Origin of the sequence: Paraburkholderia sediminicola (assembly GCF_902859805.1) — a bacterium.
Classification (GTDB): Bacteria; Pseudomonadota; Gammaproteobacteria; order Burkholderiales; family Burkholderiaceae; genus Paraburkholderia; species Paraburkholderia sediminicola.
Window position 1 is genome coordinate 193,114 of sequence record NZ_CADIKC010000008.1, and the last position, 22,180, is coordinate 215,293.

Here is a 22,180-nt window from a genome sequence, read left to right on the forward strand (position 1 = left end):
GCCAGGTTCTTCAGCAAGCTCGAGCCTTGAAGCTGGCGCTATCCGTTACACCGACGGCGTCAGGTAAGGATTGTCCTTGCCCGGCGCATAGGGCTGCGTCTTGAGCTCCATCCGTGCAATGCTCTGCAGGTGGACCTCGTCCGGGCCATCCGCGAAGCGCAATGCACGGCCCCACGTCCAGCTATCGGCCAACGGCGTGTCGGGGCTCAGCCCCATCGCGCCGAACACCTGCATCGCCCGCTCGCAAACGGCGGTGTGAACAGTCGGCACGAGCGCCTTGATCATCGAGATCTCCTTGCGTGCGTCTTTCGCACCCACGTTGTCGATCATCCACGCGGCCTTGAGAACGAACAGCCTTGCCTGGTCGATTTCGATTCTGGACTTCGCGATCCACTCGGCGACTGTCCCATGTTCGAACAGCGTTTTGCCGAATGCCGTACGCGCCTGGGCCCGCTCCACCATCAATTCGAGCGCCAGTTCCGCGGCGCCGATCGAGCGCATGCAGTGATGAATCCGTCCCGGCCCAAGACGCGCCTGTGCCAGTGCAAAACCACTGCCCTCTTCACCGAGAAGATTCGATCGCGGCACGCGCACGTTTTTGAACTCGATCTCGCAGTGGCCTTCCGGCGCCACGTGATTGACCACCGGAATATTGCGGATCACCTTGACACCGGGTGTATCGCGGGGCACAAGAATCATGCTCTGCTGACTGTGGCTCGGCGCGTCCGGATCCGTTTTGCCCATCACGATGAAGATCTGGCAATTCGGATGGGCTGCATTCGTGATGAACCATTTGCGGCCATCGATGACATAGTCGTCCCCGTCACGACGAATCGACGTGGTGATATTGGTCGCGTCCGAAGAAGCCACCGCCGGCTCCGTCATCGCAAACGCCGAACGGATCTTGCCGTCGAGCAATGGCTTGAGCCACTTCTCGCGCTGAGCGGGCGTGGCAAACATATGGAGCAATTCCATATTGCCCGTATCCGGCGCATTGCAGTTGAACACCTCGGACGCCCACGACACCCGCCCCATGATCTCAGCGAGCGGTGCGTATTCGAGATTGGTCAGGCGGGTACCGGGCTCGTCATCGCGCAGATGCGGCAGGAACAGGTTCCAGAGACCCTCTTCACGCGCCTTGTCCTTCAAGGTCTCCATAAAGGAAACCGGATACTGACCGGCACTCACTTCATCGTGCCATTGCCGGATGCGCGGAACGATGTGCGTGTCCATGAACGCACGCACCTGGGTGCGCAGCGCTTCGACTTTCGGGCTGTATGCAAAGTCCATTTTTACTCTTCCATAATCTGATTAGTGTCGTCGAGGCATGGGTCAAACGCGCGGCCTATAGCGTGCCTCGACCCCATGACTAGATCGTCAGTCCACCGTCGACGACGATGCACTCTCCGTTGGTATAGCTCGCAGCGTCGGACACCAGGTACAGCACCGTACCCGCCATCTCACGCGGTTCCGCATGGCGTCGCAGCGGAATCTGCGACACCCAGCTCTCATATGTGGCCTGGTCTGCGAACAGCGCGCCCGCAAAGCGCGTTTTGGTCAATCCGGGGAGCAGCGCGTTCACGCGAATCCCCAACGGCCCGCACTCCTTCGCAAACGCTCGTGTCATGTTGACGACGGCGGCCTTGGTGATCGAGTAGATGCCCTGCCTGTCGCCAGGCTGCAATGCATTGACCGAAGCCGTGTTGACGATCGCGCCGCCGCCGTTCTCCCGCATCAGCTTGCCCGCCTCGACGGACATGAAGAAGTAACCGCGCAGATTGACTTCCACCGTCTTTTCGAAGGACGACAGATCGGTATCGAGAATGTGGCCAAAATACGGATTGGTCGCCGCGTTGTTGACGAGAATGTCCAGACGGCCATGCCGTGCCCGAATATGCTGGAAGATCGCCTGAATGTCCTCGAGACGCCCCACGTGGCACGGGTACGCTTCAGCTTTCCCGCCCGCCTCCTTGATCTCGTTTGCCACCGATTCGCAATCTTCCAGCTTGCGGCTCGACACAATCACGTGGGCGCCCTGCTCCGCGAGCAGTTTGGCGATCTCTTCGCCGATGCCCCGGCTCGCGCCCGTCACCAGCGCAATCTTTCCATTCAGGTCAAACAAATTAGTAGTCACGATCTGCATTCCTATTTCTACGTTCCATGTTTCCTGCCTGTCTTCAGATCAGGTCGATGCCCATCTTCGCAAGCGCTCCGGCCATCTCCCCCACTTGCCGCGCTTTTTCATTCGACGCGTTGCCGCTCAAGGCCCGCTTCTTCACGCCCTGTGCGATCGCGGCGAGCCGGAAGAAGCTGAACGCCAGGTAGAAGTTCCAGTTCTCAATCGAAGAAATGCCCCGGAGCGCGCAATATCGCTCGACGATCGAGGCCTCGTCGGGCACGCCCAACGCGCTTCGATCCAGGCCTGCAAGTCCCGCGATATGGCTGCCGGGCGGAAGCCGCAAACACATGCAGAAGTACGCGATGTCAGCCAGAGGATTGCCGAGCGTGGAGAGCTCCCAATCGAGAACGGCACGGACTTGAGGCGCATCACGCATGAAAATGATGTTGTCGATACGGAAGTCGCCGTGCACGAGCGAAGGCTTTCCCGTTTCTGCCGGACAGTGCGCAGGCAGCCACTCGATCAGCGACTCCATGGCCTCCAGGGTATCGGTCTGCGCGGCGCGATATTGCCTGGTCCAGACGTCGATCTGGCGCTCGAAATAGCTCCCCGGGCGGCCGTAGTCGGACAATCCGGCTTCGTCGATATCCACGTCGTGAAGAGCGGCCATCGTGCCGATCAGTGCATCGTAGATCGCGCCACGCTCCTCGACTGGCACATCGGGCAGCGCCGGGTTCCAGAAGATTCGCCCGTCTTCGTAGCTCATGACGTAAAACAGGCTACCGATAACCTCGCGGTCCTCACACAGGTGATACGCGCGGGCGACAGGAACCGGTGTCCGGCCGAGCGCCGATATCACGCGGAACTCACGATCAACCGCATGAGCCGCCTTGAGCAAGTCGCCGGGAGGTTGACGCCTCAGTACATAGCTTCCGCTTTGCGCCTTCAGAAGAAACGTCGGATTGGATTGGCCGCCGGGGAATTTCTCGACAGACATCGGCCCTTGGAAGCCGGGCACGTGCGCCGTCAGATAACGTGTGAGATCTTCGACGTCGAATTGGAAGCTGGGGTGGTTCATCTAGCAGGAATCCGGATTGAGGTCAGCCGTAGGTGACAAATTCACGCCTCTCGGCATGTTCGAGATGCGGCACGGAATTGAAGCTGACGAGCGACATCGCGTCGTCGTTGAAGACATATTGGCAAACGCTGCTGTTTCGAATCTGCAGGTTCAGTGCAATCGCGGTCGCGGCGGGCGCCTGCAGAACCTGCTGGGCGGTGACCGCGATCGGGCCACCCGAGCTCACCACCAGAACGCGCCTGCCGCCAGCCCGCTGGATATCGCTGCGCGCACGCTGGACACGCGTCTGGAATTGCTGCCATGTCTCTGGAACAGCGCCAGGCAAGCGGTCGTCGGCCCAGAGTTGCAGCACGTGCCGGAGCCCTTTGTAGAAGTCCTTTTTTGAACGGGTGGCGGACAAACCTGACGGCAAGCCCTCATCGCCCAAGGCCGCGAACAATGCCTCGAAGTCGTATTCGTTCAAACCCGCGTCTTGCGTGAGCTCGATTTGCGGGCCGCCCATGGCGGCGAGAATAGCGTCGGCGGTTTGCCGATGCCGCTGCATCGTGCCGATGACAACGCGATCGAACCGCAAATCCGCCTGCGCGAAGTACTCGCCGAGCCAACCTGATTGGGTACGACCGGAGGGTGATAGCTCGTCATAGTTGTCAGCGCCGAAAGACGCCTGACCATGCCGTACAAGATAGAGTTCTGCCATGCCATCCTCGCTTCAACATGGCTAGCAGAATACCCAGCGCCGCATCATTCAGGAAATTTATTGTTGTGATAGTCGGCTATAGATTTTCGTGACACCTGGCGTGGGTGTCCCGTATGTCCTGTATCCCCGCATACCGCTCTACTGGTTCATTTCCAGCATAAGCCGGCCAACCTGCTCGCGCAGCCAACGATGAGCCGGGTCCCCCGTCACGCTTCGATGCCAGTAGCCATGAGACTGAAGATCCGGCAGATCGAACGGCAGCGCCAGGATTCGCGCGTCGTAGCGCTTGAGGAGCACAAGGGGGGCCGTGAGCACGAGATCGGTTCGCATCGCGATCAACGGGGCGACCAGATAGTGTTGAACCCGCGTCTGAATCGATCGCCTGACGCCCAGCCTGGTCAGTTCCGCATCGACGAGACCCGATCCCTGGGGGCGGCTGGATACGTGAATATGACCGAAGCTGAGGTAGTCGTCGATCGTCAGCTTCTTCTTGGTAAACGGATGGTCGCGACGCAGCATGCATGCATAGCGGTCGCGGCCCAGCGGCTCCTGCTCGAGGTAAGGATCGTCAATCAGCGGCGCGTCGATCGCGAGATTGACCGCACCGCTGGCTAGCGCTTCCGGAACCTCTTTACGCGTCGTGAAGTAGCTCTCGATACGAATGCCGGGCGCCAGTCGCTGCAGCACCTCTTCAAGCGCAGGCAGTAGAAGCGCCTCCGTCAGGTCGGTCATGCTGAGCCGGAATGTACGCTCGGACGAGGCGGGGTCGAACCGTCCGCCGACATGCGTACTCGAGTCGAGCAGCTGCAGCGCCTCACGAACCTGGCCAATGATGTTTTCCGAAACGGGCGTCGGCATCATGCCGGCCGACGTGCTCACAAACAGCTGATCGTCGAATGTTTTGCGCATCCGTGCCAACGCATTGCTGACAGCAGGCTGAGTGATGAACAGCATTTCCGCTGCACGCGTCAGGTTTCGTGTTCGGTAGACGGCTTCGAAGACAACGAAGAGATTCAGATCAACCTTTGACAGACGCATTTTCAAATTCCCCGACGCCACTCGAACTGTGTTTTCGACTCCTCCTGTTCACGCGCACTTGTCGGCGCAAGACGACGATCGGCGTGGTATCACGGAGCAACCCCGGCGAGTCTACTCCTGCCAGTGCGAGACAGCCAAACAGGGACATGAGGATGCTTCGCGCGCACCGATCCTTAGGCTCCGCGCGATCGTAAAGGCGGCGATCGATTCATCCACCGCCGCCCCTACCCCAGCACGTCCTATAGATTCTCGCGAATCATCGCGAACACATCGGCGGACTGCCCCTGCAGCATGGCTTTCGCCGAATACAGAACCATTCCGTACGCGGAACCCCATTCGATCTTCGGCGGCATCACGAGCGTCATCGTGTCGACCTTGACGTTCAGAAGCGCGGGACCCGGTTCGTTCAACCATGCGATGACAGCCTCTTCGAGCTCATCGGCTTTCGACACCGTGCGCCCCCACAAACCGATCGCCTCAGCGACCTTACCGAAGTCCGGATTTTGCAGACCCGTATAAAGCGGAAGCATGCCTTCGGACTTCTGCTCGATGTCGATAAACCCCAGCTTGCCGTTGTCGAACACCACCACCTTGACGGGCAGCTTCTCCTGCACGACCGTCATGAGCTCACCGAACAGCATCGCGAGACCGCCGTCGCCAGACATCGAAATCACCTGGCGTCCAGGCTGGCACTTCTGCAGCCCCATTGACATCGGCAAGGCCGCCGCCATCGTGCCGTGAAGCAGACTCGAAAACACCCGGCGTTTTCCGTTGGTGTCGATATGGCGATAGAGCCAGACCGTGGGCGTGCCATCGTCGGCGCAGAAGAGCGCATCGCTCGCTGCGTAGCGGTTGATCAGCTCGGTCAGATAGATGGGAGGAATCGTTCCGCGGTTGGATGCAACGGCCTTCGACCGGTGGATTTCCACCGCGCGGGCATGCCGTTCGACGAGCTTGTCGCGGAACTCGGTCGACGTACGCGGTTTAAGGCGCGGCAGCAACGCCTCCATCGTCGACTTGATATCGCCAACCAGGCCTAACGTGACCGGATGCCGGCGGCCGAGATGATCGGGCGCCATGTCGATCTGAACGATTTTGGCCTTCTCCGGATAGAACTGCCGCCATGCGAAGTCGGCGCCCAGCAGCAGCAAGGTTTCGCATTCGGATACGGCCAGATAGCCTGCTTCGCCGCCGATAATGCCGGTCATGCCGACGTTGTACGGGTTGTCATGTTCCAGCGCGTCTTTTGCGCGGGACGTGTGCGCAATGGGCGCCTTGAGCCGCTCGGCAACCGCCATGATTTCGGCGTGCGCGCCACGGCATCCGGAGCCTCCGTAGATCGCGATCTTCTCGCCCGAATTGAGGATGTCAGCGACACGGTCAAGGTCCGCGTCACTCGGCCGAACCACCGGCACATTCGTGTGGACCGAATACGGGACGTTATCGCTGGCATCAGCATGGGCGATGTCGACCGGAACGATCAGTACGGCAACGCCACCCTTTGCAATCGCGGTCTGACAGGCAATCACCGTTTTGCGCCGCGCCTGCTCCGGCGTAATGATCATGTCGCAGAACACGCTGCACGATCCGTAGATTGCCTTGAAGTCGACTTCCTGCGGAAAGTTGAAGCCGAGTTCCTCGCTCGCCACCTGGGTCGCGATCAGGATGACCGGCGCCCGATTGCGGTTGGCGTCCACGAGGCCATTGATGAAGTGAAGGCTGCCGGGGCCGCAGCTTCCCGCCACGGCTGTGAGGTTGCCGGTCAACATGGCTTCGGCTTCGGCAGCGAACGCCCCCGCCTCCTCATGGCGCACATGAACCCACTCGATATCGCTCTCATTGATGTGATGAGCAATGAGATTCAGCGTGTCGCCCACGATCCCGTAGCAATGTTTGACGCCCGCCGAAGCGAGCGTATCCACAATGATTTCGGCAACTTTCCTGCTCATGTCGGCTCTCCTGAAAGTGCTCTATGCATGAAATGATCCGCTGCCGATATGAACCGCGCGACCGGAGTTCGTCACTTCGGATCGCGCTGATTTCATCGGTGGGGAATTCATTTATCTTGCATCGACTCCTTCTCAGCCGATATCACCCTGCGGGGGGATCAGCGCCGTCACGGCTCCCCCATGCCGCATGCCTGAAGCACGTGTCAGCTTGTTGAAAGAGCGAGCAAACGCTCGCCGATCTGACTACCACGCGGTAAGGAATTCGACAGCCGCTCGAGCGTCGACATGAAATGGCGCTGTTGCGCATCCGCCTGTTCGGCGTCGCCGCAGGCTTCGTGAATCGCGGCCGCCGTGCGGTGAAGCCGCCAGTCCGCCAGCGGGGTGTCGAAGCCTTCCGTAGCCGCGAACGCGGCGTTGATGTGTTCGCGCGCAACGACCGGATCACCACTCGCGAGCGCCTCTCGCGCAACGACTTCCCAGGCGAGCGCCTGCCACGTGCGGTCTTCGGTGGCGAGGGCGAGCTTGAGGAACGCGTGGGCGTGCGATCTCGCGGTGCGATGGTCGCCCGCCATCATCGCGGCCTCGGCGGTACCCCATTCGATTGACAGCCGCCAATACCAGTCGAACATGATGGGCGTGGCGTCCATCTGACGTTGTGCTTCAGCGAACAGCGACAAGGCCCGTGCGCCGTCCTCCAATCCGATATACGCGAGCCCCGCGAGCACGATGCACGCACGATGTTGCACGGGCAACAGTGCGCCTGAGTCGGCCTCCACCACCCGATCGGACGGGTTCGAAGCCGGCACGAAGCGTTCATACATTTCAATGATCGACTCGTAGTCCAGTGTGTGCACGAACAACCAGCCCCGATAGACCTCGAGTGTGCGAGCCGCGAAATAGTCGCCGTTCTCGTGGAACGACGCCATACCCTGGTCGAACGATTCCATCGACCGCCCTAACTCACCAAGGAAAAGCTGTGCCCACGCCGTACCCAAGCGGACCATCCACGTCGCCCGCGCGAGGTCGAAGCCCGGATGTTCCACCGCATGCTCAAAGAGGATCTGGTAATTCGCCCGCACCGTGCCGAGGGCTTCGCGATAGCGGGTGGAAATGATGCACAGCATGCTGTGCTCCATATTCGCGCGGGCGATCAGCAAGGGATCCCCCGTGTCGCGCAGCGCACGCATCGCCGTCTCGCACTCGATCAGATCGGCATGCGACCAGCCGTCGGTCCAGATCCGGCGTACGTAGGCACTCACGCGCACCAGCGCACTGACGCGCAAGTCGGGATGCGACGCGCTGAGCGTCAGCACTTCGTTCAGCATCTCGATGCAACGTTGCCTGTCGCTCCAGCTAAACACGTAGGCGAGGCCGAGCATGGCGCGTAATTGCGCATCGAGCCGTCCAATGGTGCGTGCCTGCTCCTCCAGTTCGATCCAGGCGGCCTCGGCGCGCGGATCATGCGCCGCTGCGTAAAGCGACGCGCGCGCCTCGGCAAACTCAAAGCTTTTCAGCGGACGCAAATCAGCCGGCAACTTCGTGGTGAGCGAAGCGGCAAAGTCGAGAATCGACTGCGCCTCGCGATACGCAAAGCGAACCTTCGCGGTTTGCAGCGCAATGCGTAGATAGTCGATCGCCTTGAGCCAGTCTCGCGCGTCGGCGAAATGATGGCCGAGCTCATAGGCCACTTCCGCGCGCTGATCGCGAGCATAGATAGCTTCGATCCGTTCCGCGATTTGCCGGTGCAAACGCGAGCGGCGAGTCAGCCCTTGACGTCCATAGAATGCGTGGCGAATGAGAGCATGGTCAAAACAGAACATCGCCGCCGCTCCCCCGTCGGGGAAGCGCTTCACGCCACTACGTTGAATAAAGCGTTGAGTGCGGGCCAGCGCCTCGCAAAGATCGTCGAACTGCTCCGCCGACAGACCCGCGGCCTCGGCCACGGTCGCCGATGTGAAGTAGAGCCCCGCCACGCTGGCGGCCTCAAGCAGATTCCGTTCGTCGGCGCCGAGGCGCCGGATTCGACCCTCGAGCGTCCGGGTGATCGTATCTGGCGCTGCCGCGCCGATCGTCGCGAGCGGCGCCAGCGGCCGCCAGCCCGTCGCCGTCTTGCGGACCATGTCGCGCTCCACGAGATCGGCAAGGGTCGCCCGCATAAACAGCGGATTGCCGCCGCAACGTTGCGCGATGAGATAAGACAGTTCTTCCTCGGCAGGGTCGGTGTGATCGCGGTCGGTCAGCCACGCAACCACCGCATCGCGAGGCAACGGCCCCAGCGCCAACTCACGGCATTGCCCCCTCAGCGCAAGCTCGTGATGCAGTTGCTCGATGGGGTGTTCGGTCAGCGCCGCCTCGTCTGGCCGGTAAGTGACGACAACCATCAAACGCAACGCGCCTGGCTGGCGCGCCAGCGCCGCCAGAAAATCGACGGTCGAATAGTCGGCCCAATGAAGATCTTCGAATATCAGAAGCAGCGGTTGCATTTGCGTCAGAGCGCTGAGCAAGCCCCGGATCTCCCGCAGCATGCGTTCGCGCGACGCACCAGGAAGCTGCCGGTGCAGGGACTCGCGCACCTGACTCGCCACGTGGCCCGGGAGCTGCCATGCCCACGTGGGCGCGAGCGTCACCAGTGCTTTCACGACCTCGCTGCCGCGGGTTCCCTGGCAAAGCTGGCCGAGCGCCTGCAGAACCGGATAAAACGGCTCCGTGCCGCCATAGCCCTCGACACAATGCCCTTCGGCAACCCACACGTCGTCACGTTCGAACCGTTGTGCGGCAACGAACTGCCTGAGCAATGCTGTCTTGCCGATGCCTGGTTCACCGGTAACCACCACGATCTGAGTGTTTCCGCATCGGGCCTGGTCCATGGCGGCGCACAGTTGCTGCAGTTCGCTCTTGCGCCCGGCAAAGCCACCGAAGCTCTCTTCGCTCACGGCCGGCACAAGTTCCGTGACAGGAATCTCGACGGGCGCGACGAAACGATAGCCGCGTCCGCGCAATGTTTCGATGTAGCGAGGGTGCTGCGCGCTATCGCCGAGCCGCGCCCGGATCATCTGTATGTGGCTCTTCACGACTTCGGGCTGCACATGCACATCGGGCCACACGGCTTCGAGCAACGCATCATGAGTGATCAGCGCACCGCGATTCTCGATCAGAAACCGCAACACGCCGAAGGTCTTGCGCGTCAGGTCGATCCGCCCGGTTGTCGCGCCGGAGGAATCCAGCCGCCAAAGACATTCGTTCACCGTATCCAGACGAAAGCCTTCAAAACTAACGGACGCCAGCCTGCTCGAATGAGCCTTCATGCCAACCTTGCTCCTCATGCCTTTTCCAACCCTCTGAAGAACACCTGTGAAGAACAAACGCGCTCGCCCGCCGGGACGAAACGCACACGCTTCCCGTCAGGGTAAGGTGTTCGAAATCCGGAAGGGTGATTTTCCGGTCCTGATTGTGTAATGGAATGCTCCACTCAGCATGACCGACAGGCGCAGTATAAAATCGCGGCAACCAAGCCGGGTTGCGGCTTCGTCGGAGAACCTACGTGATCGATTTCCCACCCTTTCGGCTGGATCGAGTGAATCGATGCGTCTGGCAATGTGCGCCTGACGGCAAGAACCGCAGGCTCACGTTGGCGCCGCGCGCCTACGACATGCTGCAATACCTGATCGATCACGCCGGCCGGCTCATCACGCACGAGGAATTCCTCGATGCGCTCTGGCAGAACGTGCATGTCCAGCCCGAAGTGCTGAAGGCTCACATGCTGACCATCCGCACGGCGCTCGGCGACGATCCCGCAAGTCCCAGCTTTATCGAAACCCATCGCGGCCGCGGCTATTGCTTCATTGCACCGCTCTCCGCCAGTTCCAGTTCCAGCAACGGCCCGCGCGATGCGGAGCAGCGCAGTCATGGCGGATTTGTCGGCCGCAAGCAGCAACTGAACCGTTTGAAGACGCTGTTCGACGAGGCACGCAACGGCGCATCGCGCATCGTGTTCGTGGCGGGCGAACCGGGCATCGGCAAGACGACACTGGTCAATCGCTTCCTGGACTCGCTCGATGGCGATGCCACGGTGCTGACGTCGCTCGGGCGCTGCGTCGAAGGCTACGGCGGCATCGAGCCTTACTATCCGGTGCTCGACGCACTGACCCAACTGACCCGCGGCGAAGCCGGCCCGATGATCACCCGCACGCTCGTATCGATCGCGCCGACCTGGGCGCTCCAGATGTTGGGATCGGTGCCGCAGCAATACCGCGCCGAACTGCAGCATCAGGTGATCGGCGCGGCAAGCGGGCGCATGCTGAGAGAGATCTGCGAATTCCTCGAAGCGCTCTCGCTGGAGCGGCCGCTCGCGCTGGTGTTCGAAGACCTGCACTGGTCCGACTATTCGACGGTCGACATGTTGTCCGCGCTTGCCCGCCATCGCAGCGGCGCACGTCTGATGGTGATCGCAACGTACCGCCCCGAAGACGCCGAACTCGCGCAACACCCCTTGTGCCGGCTGAACCGCGATCTGGGCTTGCAGAAGCTGTGTCACGACATCGTGCTGGAACCGCTGACCGAAAGCGCCATCGCCGAGTATCTGACGGGCGGCCCGCGCGATATCCGGCCCGACAGCGCGAACGGCTTTGCCCAGCTGGTGCGCGAGCGCTCCGGCGGCAACCCGCTGTTCATGGTCGCGACGCTCGATCACCTGGTCGAACAGGGCATCGCGCAATCGACGCCCGAGGGCTGGAAGCTGCATCTGTCGCCCTCGGAAGTGCGGCTGGAAGTGCCGCTCACGCTGAACCAGGTCATCGAGCATCGCATCCAGCGGCTGAACTACGACCAGCAACGCGCGCTCGAAGGCGCGAGCGTCGCCGGCCTCGCGTTTAGCGTCATCACCGCGGCGCCGGCTGCCGGTTTGAGCCAGGAGCTGTTCGAAGATATCTGCGAGGCGCTCTGCCGCCAGGAAAGCTTCATCCGGCGCGAACCGTTGTCTGCGCTCGAGGACGGGTTCGCCGCCAGCACCTATGCGTTCCGCCATACGATGTACCGGCAGACCTTCTACGAACGGCAAGGACCGCTGCGCACCATCCGCTCTCATCTGCACGTAGCCGAAGCGCTCGAGGCGCTGTTCGCACCCGAGGAGCGCGGCGGGGTTGCCGCCGAACTCGCCCAGCACTTCGCCGCCGCGAAACGTTGGGAACGTGCGCTCGGCTATCTGCGCATGGCGATCCAGACGGCGAAGAAACGTCTCGCCTACAACGACGCGCTCGCGGTTCTCGACCGCGCGCTGATGTTCGCGGCCAACCTGCCTGGTGAAGCCCGCGCCGCGGCGGAAACGGAATTCCTCGAAGGCCGTGCTTCGATCTTCGCGGCGGCCCACGATTCCCGCGCGCGGGAAACCTGCGAGCAGCTCGCGGAGCATGCCGCGCAGCACGGTCTGATCGACATTCAAAGCCGGGCGCTGATGAGCCTCGCGTACACGTATAGCTGGCGCGACCAGTTGCGCTGCAACCAGATCATCGACGAAGCGCTCGCGCTCAGCGACCGGCAGACCAACCCGCAACAGCAAGCCCGCACCCGCATCAGTTGCTATGTGTGGCGAATGTGGGTGCGCGGCTGGTGCGCCGAAGACATCGCGAAGTGCGAGGCCGCGCTCGTCCCCCTGCGCGCCGGCGACGATCCCTACACGACCGCCTGGTCGCTGTGCGAATACGCCATGGTCTGCCTCGTGTCGTCGCACTACCAGAAAGCCCAGGACACGATCGTCGCGAACTACCGTTTCCTCGTCGAGAACGATGAAAACCGCCCCGAGTTCAACATGGCGCGCGCGACCTGGATGGTGCATCTGGGCGTGCCATGGACGCAGCTTTATCTCGGCGAATTCGACCGCGCGCAGCGCGAGTTCGACAAGGCGATCACCATGTTCGCGCACAACGGCAACCCGTACGGCGCGGACACGCTCACGCTCTATCGCTGCTGGGTGCAGTTCCACGCGATGGATTTCGACGCGATGCTGCTGGCGTGCACACAGGTGCTGGCCGGCAAGTCGCCTGAGCCAGGCAGCGGCAAATCCATCCTGCCAGCCGAATACCGGCTCTGCCTGTTGCTGACCGGACTCGCACAACTCGGTCTTGGTGACACGCGCGCCGCCCGTGACGCGCTCACGCAGGTGAGGCAACGGATGGACTCGCAGCCGGTGATCTTCGACTGGTACTGGCGTTTGCCGCTCGAATGGGGGCTCGCGGGCGTCGCCCTCGAGGAGCGCGATCTCGACGCAGCGATCACGCATGCCGACCGTCTCGTCAAACTGGCGACCTCGATTGAAGAACGCACGTGGCAGGGTTTCGCATGGGAGATGCGCGCGCGGGTCGCGTGCGAACAGGATGATGCAACTCATGCGTTGCGCTGCGTGCAGCATGCGCTCGACGCGACGCGGGGTTACCAGACACCGCTCGCGGACTGGCGCATCCATCGCACGGCGGCCCGCGCCTGCGAGTTGGCCGGCGACATGCAAACGGCCGACTACCACGCGGCGCTCAGCAAGACGATGAAAGACGCGCTCGCCGCGAGGCTGCCGTCGGGTCATCGTCTGCGTGAAACGTTCGAAGCCGGTTAATCACCGGCATGCCCGCATCCGGATAGCCGGACGAGACCGAGACGGCTCGCCAGCGTCACCGCTTCGATCCGGTTCCTCACCGAGAGCTTCGAGTACAGATGCTTGGCGTGCGACTTCACTGTTTCGGGCGCGATGCACAGCCGGATCGCGATCTGCTTGTTGGTCAGCCCACGCCCCATCAGTCCGATGATTACCCGTTCACGTTCGCTCAGACCCATCGCGGCCACGGACCGCGCGATGTCCCGCACCGTATCCCGCACCGTGTCGCACGCCGGTTGCGCATGGGCCGCGCTACGACGGCGACGCGACATCAAGGCGCCTGCGTAGGGAAGCAGTTCACGGACATCGCTGGCGGGCACGATCGACCCGCGCACCATCCCGTCGATCAGCTTTGCCACGCGCTCGCTGCAGTCGACGAGCGTCTGCTGCAGTCCCGCCGAAGCCGCCTGCTTCAGCAGCGTGACGAGCGCCTCGAGCGCGTCGTCTCGCAGACCGGCGACCAGCAACGCTTCGATCAGCAACAGCGCAATCGTCACCGCGCCGTATCGGTCCCGCCTCAGAACGGTATCGCAATGGAGTTGACGCAGCGCTGCGAGATCGACTGCGGCCGATATCTGGATAGGTGCCTGAGGGAACGCGGGCGCGCAGGTTGGTGAATGCGTCCGTGCGAGCGCAAGCCGCGCCTCTGCAAGCACGTGGTAGCGCGCGATCTCGAAGCGCGCGCTGCTGCTCGCCGCGCCACATTGCCCGGCCAGCACGGCGAGCCGTTGTGCGCAGAGCGTCGCCTCGTCGAAGCGATCCGCGGCCACGTGGATCTCGACCTGCTGCGCGAGGCTGGCAGCACGCAGCCTTGGCCAGTTGCGCTTGATCCCAAGCGCGTCCGCTTCGGCCAGCAGCAGAAGCGCTTGTCCCGGTTGCCGCCGGTTCGCGGCGATGCGAGCAAGCAGTCCGTAAGCGCGCACCGCGCCTTCTATCGCACCGCCTTGCCGGATTCCAGGCAACCGCGCCGCGACCAGCGCCTCGCTCTCGTCGACACGGCCCTCCTCGTACAGCACCTGCGCCATCACGCAGGCGGGCAGCGCGTCGATTGTCGCCGGGCCGGCCCCGAAACGGCGCGCGACATCGAGCGCGTCGTCGGCCAGCAGGCGCGCGGCATTGAAATGCATCTGGGCGAATTCGACCGCGGCATCGAGCGCCAGGTCGAGCATCGCGGTGATCGCGCGCAGCCGGCCCGGCTGCCCGTCCGGGGCGCGGCGTTCCACCGCGTAGAAACTCTCGGCGTCGCCGAGACGCAGGTAAGCGCAGCGGCACACCGTCAGCGCGACGTGCGCGGTGGGCGTTGTGGTGCCGAGCCGCAGGGCGGAAAGCGCAGCAGCCAATGCGGCTCCCGCATCGTCCTGCAGCAGGAGCGCCGCGGCCCGCACAGCCGATATCTCGCAGCGCACCGCAACCGCGTCCGTTAGCGGGCCGACCTGCCCTTCAATCCGCTGCGCGCTCAGCAGCGCTTCGGCGGCCTCCCCGCGGATCACCATCTGCCACGCACGCGCAAGATCCGGATGGATGCGCGCTACACTTGCCGCAGGCCGTTCCCGGCCGACGCGCGTCAATGGTTGAACGTCGTCGACAAACACCGGCGCGGGCGGCACGACATGAAGCGCCCGTGTCACGAGGGCGTCGGACTGCCCTCGCGGCGGCGCCGCGCGGGGTTGAAGATGCCCCGCTTCCTGATGAATATCGCAGACAAATGCCTCGTTCATTCCTCGCTCCGTCGGACACCTGATCGTCACAATCGCTGGACGAAAGCAGTACCGCCCAGACTAGAGATGACCGTCCGGAAAAGCGTGATGATTCGGTTCTTTTTTGGTAAAGGATGGGTTGTTGTCCGGTATTGCCAGGACTGCAACCGAAACGAAAGCGATCAATACCGCGTTTTGTAATGCGCCGGACGCTCAACCGGGTGACACGCGTTCAACCTCGGAGGCCAGCATCATTGCGGCCGCGTTGACGGGCCTCGGCCGCCCCTGTCGAGGACGATAGACCACGTCGCCAGCCTTGATCAGCGCACCCGACAACGCGCAGCGGCCACGTCGCCTCGAGACGCCCACCCGCCACAACTGGTCGCCGTAGCGGCAGGACGTTGCATCGCACCAGTACACGACCACCACCTTCGTCGAAACGCGATCGAGCACGCGCACCACGCATTCGCGGCACGCGTCGGTTGGCGCACCCCGCACCTTTGCTGCTTCGACGCGCGGCGCCAGCCGGCTCGCGGCCCACGCCCAGGAGCCTCCGTCGAGCAGGCGCAACGCGGCGCACCAGCATGCATCATCCACCAGGTCGGTCTGCATGATCAAGCTCCCCTGTCGTCACGGCGCCGGTCGATAGCCGCTGCACGCTCCACGATCGACTCCTCGTCGCGCATGCGGGTTCGCCAGCTGTTGGGCGGCTCGCCGACGATCCGCCCGAACACGGTCGTAAAGTGCGCATGCGATCCGAAGCCACAACTGAGCGCGACGTCGAGCACGCTAAGCGCCGACGAGCGCAGCAGCATCTGCGCATGCTCGATCCTGCGCCGCAACAGATACGCATGCGGCGAATAGCCGGTCGTCGAGCGGAACTGCGCGGCGAAATGCATGCGGGTGAGTCCGGTGCTGGCGGCGACATCGGCAAGTCCGATCGGCTGCGCGAGATTCGCTTCGATGAAGTCGAGCGCGCGCCGCAGACGCCACTGCGGCAGCGATGCCGCGCGCCGTGTAGACGGCCGCGCTTGCTCCGCAGCCTGTGCGACGAAACGCGCGACGATCGCGTCGCAGACGTTACCTGAGTGGAGCCGATGGGACGCGTCGGCAACCGGTTCGGCCTCCTCGAGCGTGGTCCCGCCGTCGGCGGAGAAATCTGCTGCCTCGTTGCCGCGCGCTGCATTCGGTGTCTGCCTGAACATGTGCGCCTCCGCGGGGCGTAAGTCGACGGCCTCTATCTTGCGCAGTCTGGCGGCGGCGCGACATCCCCTCATTGGGTGAGGACGACGGGAGCGCCATCCCTCGCTCGTACGATCTTAGGCGCCGCGACGCGGCTTGATGGCGCCCGCGGGATGGCGCTTCGCAATCGACGAGCGCAGCGCGGAATAGGCCGGCGCGACCATCGGGTAGTCGGCGGGCAAGCCCCACTTCGCGCGGTATTCGTCGGGGGTCATCGCGAAGTGGCGCTGCAGGTAGCGTTTGAGCGACTTCAGCTTGCGTCCGTCTTCGAGACAGACGAGATAATCGTCGCGCACCGATTCCTCGATCGGCACCGCCGCCCGCTGCCGCGCGGCCGGTACCGACGTCGTGTGCAATGCGGCCAGCGCCGCGTAGGTGCTCCAGATGAATTCCGGCAGATCGGCCGCAGGCAACGGATTGCACGACACGAAGCTCGCCACGATTTCGGCGGTGAGCTCAATCAGATTGATGTCCTGCGTCACGATCCGCCTCGACGGATCAATTGCTCCGGGTGGAACAGCGGCGTGGCCCGAAGTGGCGTGCGGATTTCCGAAGCATCATGATTCTTCATGACCTGGCTCCATGGCAGACGGGTCATCGGTCGCGTTAGCGTTGGCGTTTGCATCGGCGTTTGCATCAGCAAGCACAGCGAGTCATCCCCCGACGGCGGGTCGACACGCTCGCGCGGGCAACCGCCAGCATTAAAGAAGCCGGCGTGCTCGCCGCCTAGGGCTTGTTCGTGCTGGCCGACGCCCCCGGCAGGTCGTCGCTGCGATAGCCGCCACCCAGCGCGCGAGTCAGCACGATGCCCGCCTCGATCTCGTCGCCGGTCAGTTGCACGAGTTCGAGGCGCCCGGCGATGACCGGCGCCTTCGCCTGCATCGCGCTCATCCTGTCGCCGAGGCCGATCTGGTAGCTCGCCTCGGCACTGTCGCTCGCGAAGCGCAACGCGTCGATCCGGTCACGCTGCAGGTGCGCTCGATGATCGAGGTCGTCGATCGCGCTGCCGCCCTGCGCGACGTCGCGCACCGCGTCGAGCACGGCCTGGTCGTATTGCTCGATCAGCGTGTTGCTGGCCGAGCGCGCGCCGTGCAGGTTCGCGTTCAGGCGACCGCCGTCGAAGATCGGCAGCGTGAGGCCGGGAATGAGGTTGATCTGCTGGCTCGAATGCAGGAACAGGTCGCGCATTCGCAGCGCGTTGAAACCGAAGAACGCGGTGATGTCGAAGCTCGGGTAGAACGCGGCCTTCGACGCATCGATCTTGTCGAACGAAGCCTGTACCAGCCAGCGCATTGCCTGCAGATCCGGACGCCGCGCGAGCAGCTCATACGACAGCGTGGACGGCAGCGAACCCGATGGCGCCGGCAAGGGCACCGGCGCGATTGCCGGCAGATCGTCGGAACCGACGCCCGCCAGCGCGCGCAGCGCTTCGCGTGCGTGGACGATCTGCTCCTCGCTCGAGGCGATCTGCTGGTCGATCGCGAGCACCTGCGAGCGTGCCTGCGCGGTCTGGGTCAGCGCTTCGAGGCCGCGCCCGTGCCGCGCTGAACGCGTGTCGAGTTCGAAGGCACGCACTTCGCGAAGCTGCCGCAACAGATCAATGCTCGTGTACGTGATCTGGATGCTGTAGTAGAGCTGCGCGACGCCTGCCGAGAGTTCGAGCTCGGCCTGCGCCGCCTCCGCGCGCCGCGCGTTCTGCTCGCCGATCGCCGCACGCACGAGGTCGCGCTGCTTGCCCCAGATGTCGATGTCGTAGTGCGCGTCGACGCCTATCAGGCCCGTCCAATACCACGGCCCATAGGCTCCGATCGCCGGATCGTGCGACGCGTACGCACTGAGGAACCCGTGGTCCGAGACATGCTCACGATCGGCTTCCGCCAACGCGGACATCTGCAGACCAGCTGCCGCCTGGATCAGCTCGACCTGTGCGTGGGCTTGCGCGACATGCTCGCGCGCAATGGCGAGCGAAGGCGCGTGGGCGAGCGCCAGGTCGACGAGTGTATTGAGCTGCGGATCGTGATACTGCTCCCACCAACGCGCCGATGGCCAGCCTTCGTTGGCCAGATGGATGTCGTCGGCGAGACGGATCTGCTGCGGCGCGATCATCGCGGCCGGCGGACTATCGTGGTGAATGATCGCGCACGAGGTGACGCACAAGGTGAGCAACGGCAGTGCGAGCGACGCGAGCCGGAAATCGAGTAGTCGTGTGGCTGGACGTACGCCCAAGCGTGTGGTGGGTTGCGTGCCAGGTTGCGTGCCTAGACGAATGGCGAGTCGAGAGCCGGGTTGCATGCCCAATCGAATGGCCAGTCGCGTGATCGGCATGCGCGCAAGGCGGCACAGGCTCGATAAGCTCGGTAAGCGCAGCACGCGGCGCAGGATGTAAGCGAAGTGCGTCATCGCCGATCACCCCGCACTCGCGAATTCGCCGGACGCACGCTCGTCAGGCAACCAGCGTGGCAACCCTGCGAGTGCCGCATCGATCCGTTGCGCGAGCCGCTCCAGCGTTTGCCCGCCTGACGTCTCCGCTGCTCCGGCAGGCGGCAGCGCGGTGCGCAATCCACTCGGGTCGAGCCGTGCCGGCGTCATAGCGGCCGGTCGCTCAGCCGCGAGCTGCGACGCGTATCGCTCCAGCGCATCCGCGACATCCGACTGGAACTTCGCTGCGCGCTCCATCTGTGCGCCTGCCGACGCATTGATCATCGCTTCATGGTGAAACGCTGCGAGCGCGACAAGCATCGCCCGGCTCTGCGCGAGCACTGTCTGCGACAGCAAGGTAATACGTGTTGTTTCTCCCTCACGCCAGTCGGGTTCGAGCGCGACACGCGCGAGCGCCATTTCGCAATCCGCGACCATGGCCCACGCTTCAACCACCGCTGCAGAATCCGTCGCGCGTGGGCCGCGCTGTACCGTCGTCGCCTCGATACGCACCAGTGCGGCGATCTTGCGCAATATCGACGTCAGTTGCGCACGCAGGCCATCCGATTCGCGTTCCGGCCACAACGACAGCTGGATGAAGGTGGCCACGCCGACACCCAGGATGATGCCGACGATCCGGTCGCGGATCTCCGTGAGATCCGACGGTGGCGAGAACGATTCGAGCAAGGCCAGTGCAAACGTGAACATGATCTGGATTCCTGCATAGCTGATCCGCTCGGATCCCGCTGCCACCCAGGCGCCGATTGCGATCACGGGCAGGCTCATCAGCAACAGCCCCGTCACGCTTTCCAGGTGTGGGATCACGAACGCGACCATGAACAGCGCCACTGCACTGCCGATCAATGCACCGGTGATCCGCAGCACGCCCTGGCGGCTCGACGCGCCAAGGCTCGGCAACGCGACGACGAGACATGTCAGCATGATCGTGTGGATACCCGGCCAGTTCACCGCGTTGTAGAACACGTAGCAGATCAGTACAGAGAACAGCGTACGCAGCGCGAAGCGCGCGTAACGCGGATTCGCGAAGACGTCCGGTTCGGGTTGCGCGGAATGCGCTGGCGCTTTCGTCGCCTGCTCTGCTTTTTCTGCTTTGTCCGCTTTTTCTGCTTTTTCCCTTTGCTCCGCTGCACTGCCGGCGGCCGCGTCATCCGGCGGCGAAGCGACGGCGCCCCGCGCGGCCTCGGAGAACACGTTGAGCGCACGTTGCATCGCGTCGAGCGCGGGTATGGAGGTCAACACCGGCGCCTCGCGCGATGCGCCCCAATGCCGCCATTGCAGGTTGTCGCCGATCGCGTGATCGAGCGACACGAGTTCGTCCTGCACCACGCGGATGGCATCGATCTGCCCCGCGTCGTGCGCGACTGCATGCTCAGGCAGCACCGCCGCAGCTTCGAAGATACGCGATACCACGGTCACGCAGGCCAACCATGCCGAGGCATCTTCCTCGCTGTAGTGGTGACGCATGGTCGAAAAGCGCAACAGCTTCTGCAACGCGAGTGCGCCGCGCTCGAGATCGAGCGAGCCGATGCGCACGGCCGGCGCATTCGCGTCGATCATGACCGCGAGCCGCGCACGGGCCGACGCGAGCTGCTGTTGCATGGCGGCGCGCAACTGCTGCTCCGGTTCGGCCGGCAAAAACAGCGTGTTGATGATTAACGCCAATACAACTGCGTAGTTGACCGCCACCCACACCCACAGACAGTTACGCACCAACGCTTCCGCGTTATCGGTCTGATCGACAAAGGTCTGCGCGTAAATCACGATCAGCGAAACGAGAAAGAACACCAGCCCCAGTTTCGCCACGGCTCGCATCAGATACGCGCTGCAAAAAAAGATGGCGCTTGCGACGATGATGCGCAGCAGCGGGTAGTCGAACGTCAGCTGGTAGACGCCGATAATGCAGGCGATCGCGCAGGTCGTGCCGATCAGGGCCAGCAATGCGACGAGACGCGTCAGCACGATGTTCGACTGCGTGACGAAGAACACCGCGATCAGCGACAACGCCAGCTCCGGCACCTGCAAGGTCATCGACACGACAGTCACGATCGCGCAGCTGAGCACGCTGCGCATGGCCACGTTGGCGCGCCCCGGAAACCCGCCAAGCTCCGCGCGCAGGAAGCCTGCCAGTTGTTCGAGCGGGCGCGGCCAGGCGAGATGACGCCCGACGCCGTCGAGCCCGCTCATGACGGCGCTCCATTGGCTGTCGCACGATTGTCACGATTGTCGCGACGTTCGGGCTGCAGCACCGCAACCGCGGACGTACCAATCCGGAACATCTCCGGATCGGGATGATCGACCAGAATCTTCACTGGAAAGCGCTGTGCGACGTGCACCCAGTTGATGCTGCGCTGAATGCTCGGCAGACCGTTCGCGGTGCCGCTGCCGTCCTGCGGATCGACGCCGAAGCCGATCGAGTCGACCGACCCGCTGAAACGGATGCGCGTATTGCTCATCAGGTACACGGTCGCGCGGGTGCCGGGCCGGATGTTGCCGAGCTCGTTCTCACGGAGATTGGCGATCACGTACCAATGCCGCGTATCGATCAGCGTGAAGACGGGCTTTTGCGCGGACACGAATTGCCCGACCGACGTTCGCAACTCGACGACGCGGCCATCGAACGGCGCGCGCACGCTCGCGTATTCCAGGTTGAGCTGCGCCGTCGAGATTTCAGCCGTCAGCACCGCGCGCTGCGCGACAAGCGCGGCGACGCTGCTGACGCCTGCCTCCGCCTGGCGCGCCTGTGCCTGCGCGGCCGCGAGCTCGGCCTGCGCGGCGCGGTATGCGGTGCGCGCGCGGTCCAGGTCGTCGGCGGAAATGTAGCCCTTGCCGATCAGCGGCTCCATTCTCGCCAGCGTGTCTCCCGTCTGCTTCGCGGAGGTCTGCGCGCGCACGACCGCCGACCTGGCGGCGTCGGCGCTAAAGACTTGCGCGTTGACGGTGCGTTGCGTCAGCGGAATCTGCGCATCGAGTTGTGCGAGCGCCGCCTGGGCGCGCTGCAACGCGAACTGATACGGCCGCGGGTCGATCTCGAACAGCAGATCGCCCTGCTTCACCGCCTGGTTGTTGCGCACCGCGAGCGTCACGATCTTGCCGCTGACTTCGGGCGAGACGCCGATCGTATCGGCGTACGCATAGGCGTCGTCGGTGCGCGGCACGGTATCTACGCGCCAGATCACGGCGATGATCGCGATCACGGCCAGCACAATCAGCAGGATGGCGGGCCAGGTTCGCGGACGCTGCTTTCCTGCGTCCGTGCTTTGAGCAGCAGTCATGGTCACACG

General features: G+C 63.5%; 15 protein-coding genes. 1 reads left to right on the forward strand and 14 read right to left on the reverse strand.

The window, feature by feature from the left end; translation table 11 throughout:
- Positions 1-45: 45 nt before the first annotated feature.
- The 7 genes from R8871_RS26070 to R8871_RS26100 form a co-directional block, all read right to left on the reverse strand.
- Positions 46-1,290: an acyl-CoA dehydrogenase family protein gene (locus R8871_RS26070; RefSeq protein ID WP_175053037.1), complete on the reverse strand. Its 1,245-nt coding sequence runs from the start codon at positions 1,288-1,290 to the stop codon at positions 46-48.
- A gap of 79 nt (positions 1,291-1,369) precedes the next feature.
- Positions 1,370-2,134 carry an SDR family oxidoreductase gene (locus R8871_RS26075; protein WP_175053038.1) on the reverse strand — a complete coding sequence of 255 codons (765 nt, stop codon included), beginning with the start codon at positions 2,132-2,134 and terminating at the stop codon, positions 1,370-1,372.
- Between the two features lie 43 nt (positions 2,135-2,177).
- Positions 2,178-3,197 (reverse strand): phosphotransferase, encoded by a 1,020-nt coding sequence (locus R8871_RS26080; RefSeq protein WP_175053039.1) that lies wholly within the window; start codon positions 3,195-3,197, stop codon positions 2,178-2,180.
- Between the two features lie 22 nt (positions 3,198-3,219).
- Positions 3,220-3,894 carry a histidine phosphatase family protein gene (locus tag R8871_RS26085; RefSeq protein ID WP_175053040.1) on the reverse strand — a complete coding sequence of 225 codons (675 nt, stop codon included), beginning with the start codon at positions 3,892-3,894 and terminating at the stop codon, positions 3,220-3,222.
- A 138-nt stretch (positions 3,895-4,032) separates the two neighbouring features.
- A complete protein-coding gene (locus R8871_RS26090) occupies positions 4,033-4,932 on the reverse strand; it encodes a LysR family transcriptional regulator (protein ID WP_175053041.1) in 900 nt (299 codons plus the stop codon).
- A 239-nt stretch (positions 4,933-5,171) separates the two neighbouring features.
- A complete protein-coding gene (locus tag R8871_RS26095) occupies positions 5,172-6,881 on the reverse strand; it encodes a thiamine pyrophosphate-dependent enzyme (protein ID WP_175053042.1) in 1,710 nt (569 codons plus the stop codon).
- Positions 6,882-7,084: 203 nt separating this feature from the next.
- Entirely contained in the window at positions 7,085-10,186 is a 3,102-nt protein-coding gene (locus R8871_RS26100; protein ID WP_175053043.1) for an ATP-binding protein, read from the reverse strand.
- Positions 10,187-10,422: 236 nt separating this feature from the next.
- On the opposite strand from R8871_RS26100, the gene R8871_RS26105 reads away from it, so the two are divergent.
- Positions 10,423-13,482, forward strand: coding sequence for an ATP-binding protein (locus R8871_RS26105; protein ID WP_175053044.1), 3,060 nt, complete (start codon positions 10,423-10,425; stop codon positions 13,480-13,482).
- On the opposite strand, the gene R8871_RS26110 is transcribed toward R8871_RS26105, so the two are convergent.
- The 7 genes from R8871_RS26110 to mdtN all read right to left on the reverse strand — a co-directional run bounded on the left by R8871_RS26110 (position 13,479) and on the right by mdtN (position 22,171).
- On the reverse strand, positions 13,479-15,239 hold the full coding sequence (locus tag R8871_RS26110; protein ID WP_175053045.1) for a LuxR C-terminal-related transcriptional regulator: 1,761 nt from the start codon (positions 15,237-15,239) through the stop codon (positions 13,479-13,481). The genes R8871_RS26105 and R8871_RS26110 overlap by 4 nt on opposite strands.
- Positions 15,240-15,431: 192 nt before the next feature.
- Positions 15,432-15,830: a DUF3331 domain-containing protein gene (locus R8871_RS26115; RefSeq protein ID WP_175053046.1), complete on the reverse strand. Its 399-nt coding sequence runs from the start codon at positions 15,828-15,830 to the stop codon at positions 15,432-15,434.
- 2 nt (positions 15,831-15,832) lie between these two features.
- Positions 15,833-16,423, reverse strand: coding sequence for a helix-turn-helix domain-containing protein (locus tag R8871_RS26120; RefSeq protein WP_246287724.1), 591 nt, complete (start codon positions 16,421-16,423; stop codon positions 15,833-15,835).
- A gap of 114 nt (positions 16,424-16,537) precedes the next feature.
- Complete coding sequence (locus R8871_RS26125; RefSeq protein WP_246287725.1) at positions 16,538-16,942, reverse strand: MucR family transcriptional regulator; 405 nt, start codon at positions 16,940-16,942, stop codon at positions 16,538-16,540.
- A gap of 244 nt (positions 16,943-17,186) precedes the next feature.
- On the reverse strand, positions 17,187-18,860 hold the full coding sequence (locus tag R8871_RS26130; RefSeq protein ID WP_246287727.1) for an MdtP family multidrug efflux transporter outer membrane subunit: 1,674 nt from the start codon (positions 18,858-18,860) through the stop codon (positions 17,187-17,189).
- A 6-nt stretch (positions 18,861-18,866) separates the two neighbouring features.
- The gene (locus tag R8871_RS26135; protein ID WP_175053048.1) at positions 18,867-21,083 is read right to left on the reverse strand and encodes an FUSC family protein; all 2,217 of its coding nucleotides are present in this window, start codon (positions 21,081-21,083) and stop codon (positions 18,867-18,869) included.
- A complete protein-coding gene (gene mdtN, locus R8871_RS26140) occupies positions 21,080-22,171 on the reverse strand; it encodes a multidrug transporter subunit MdtN (RefSeq protein ID WP_175053049.1) in 1,092 nt (363 codons plus the stop codon). Before mdtN ends, R8871_RS26135 begins: the two co-directional genes overlap by 4 nt.
- Positions 22,172-22,180: the final 9 nt, after the last annotated feature.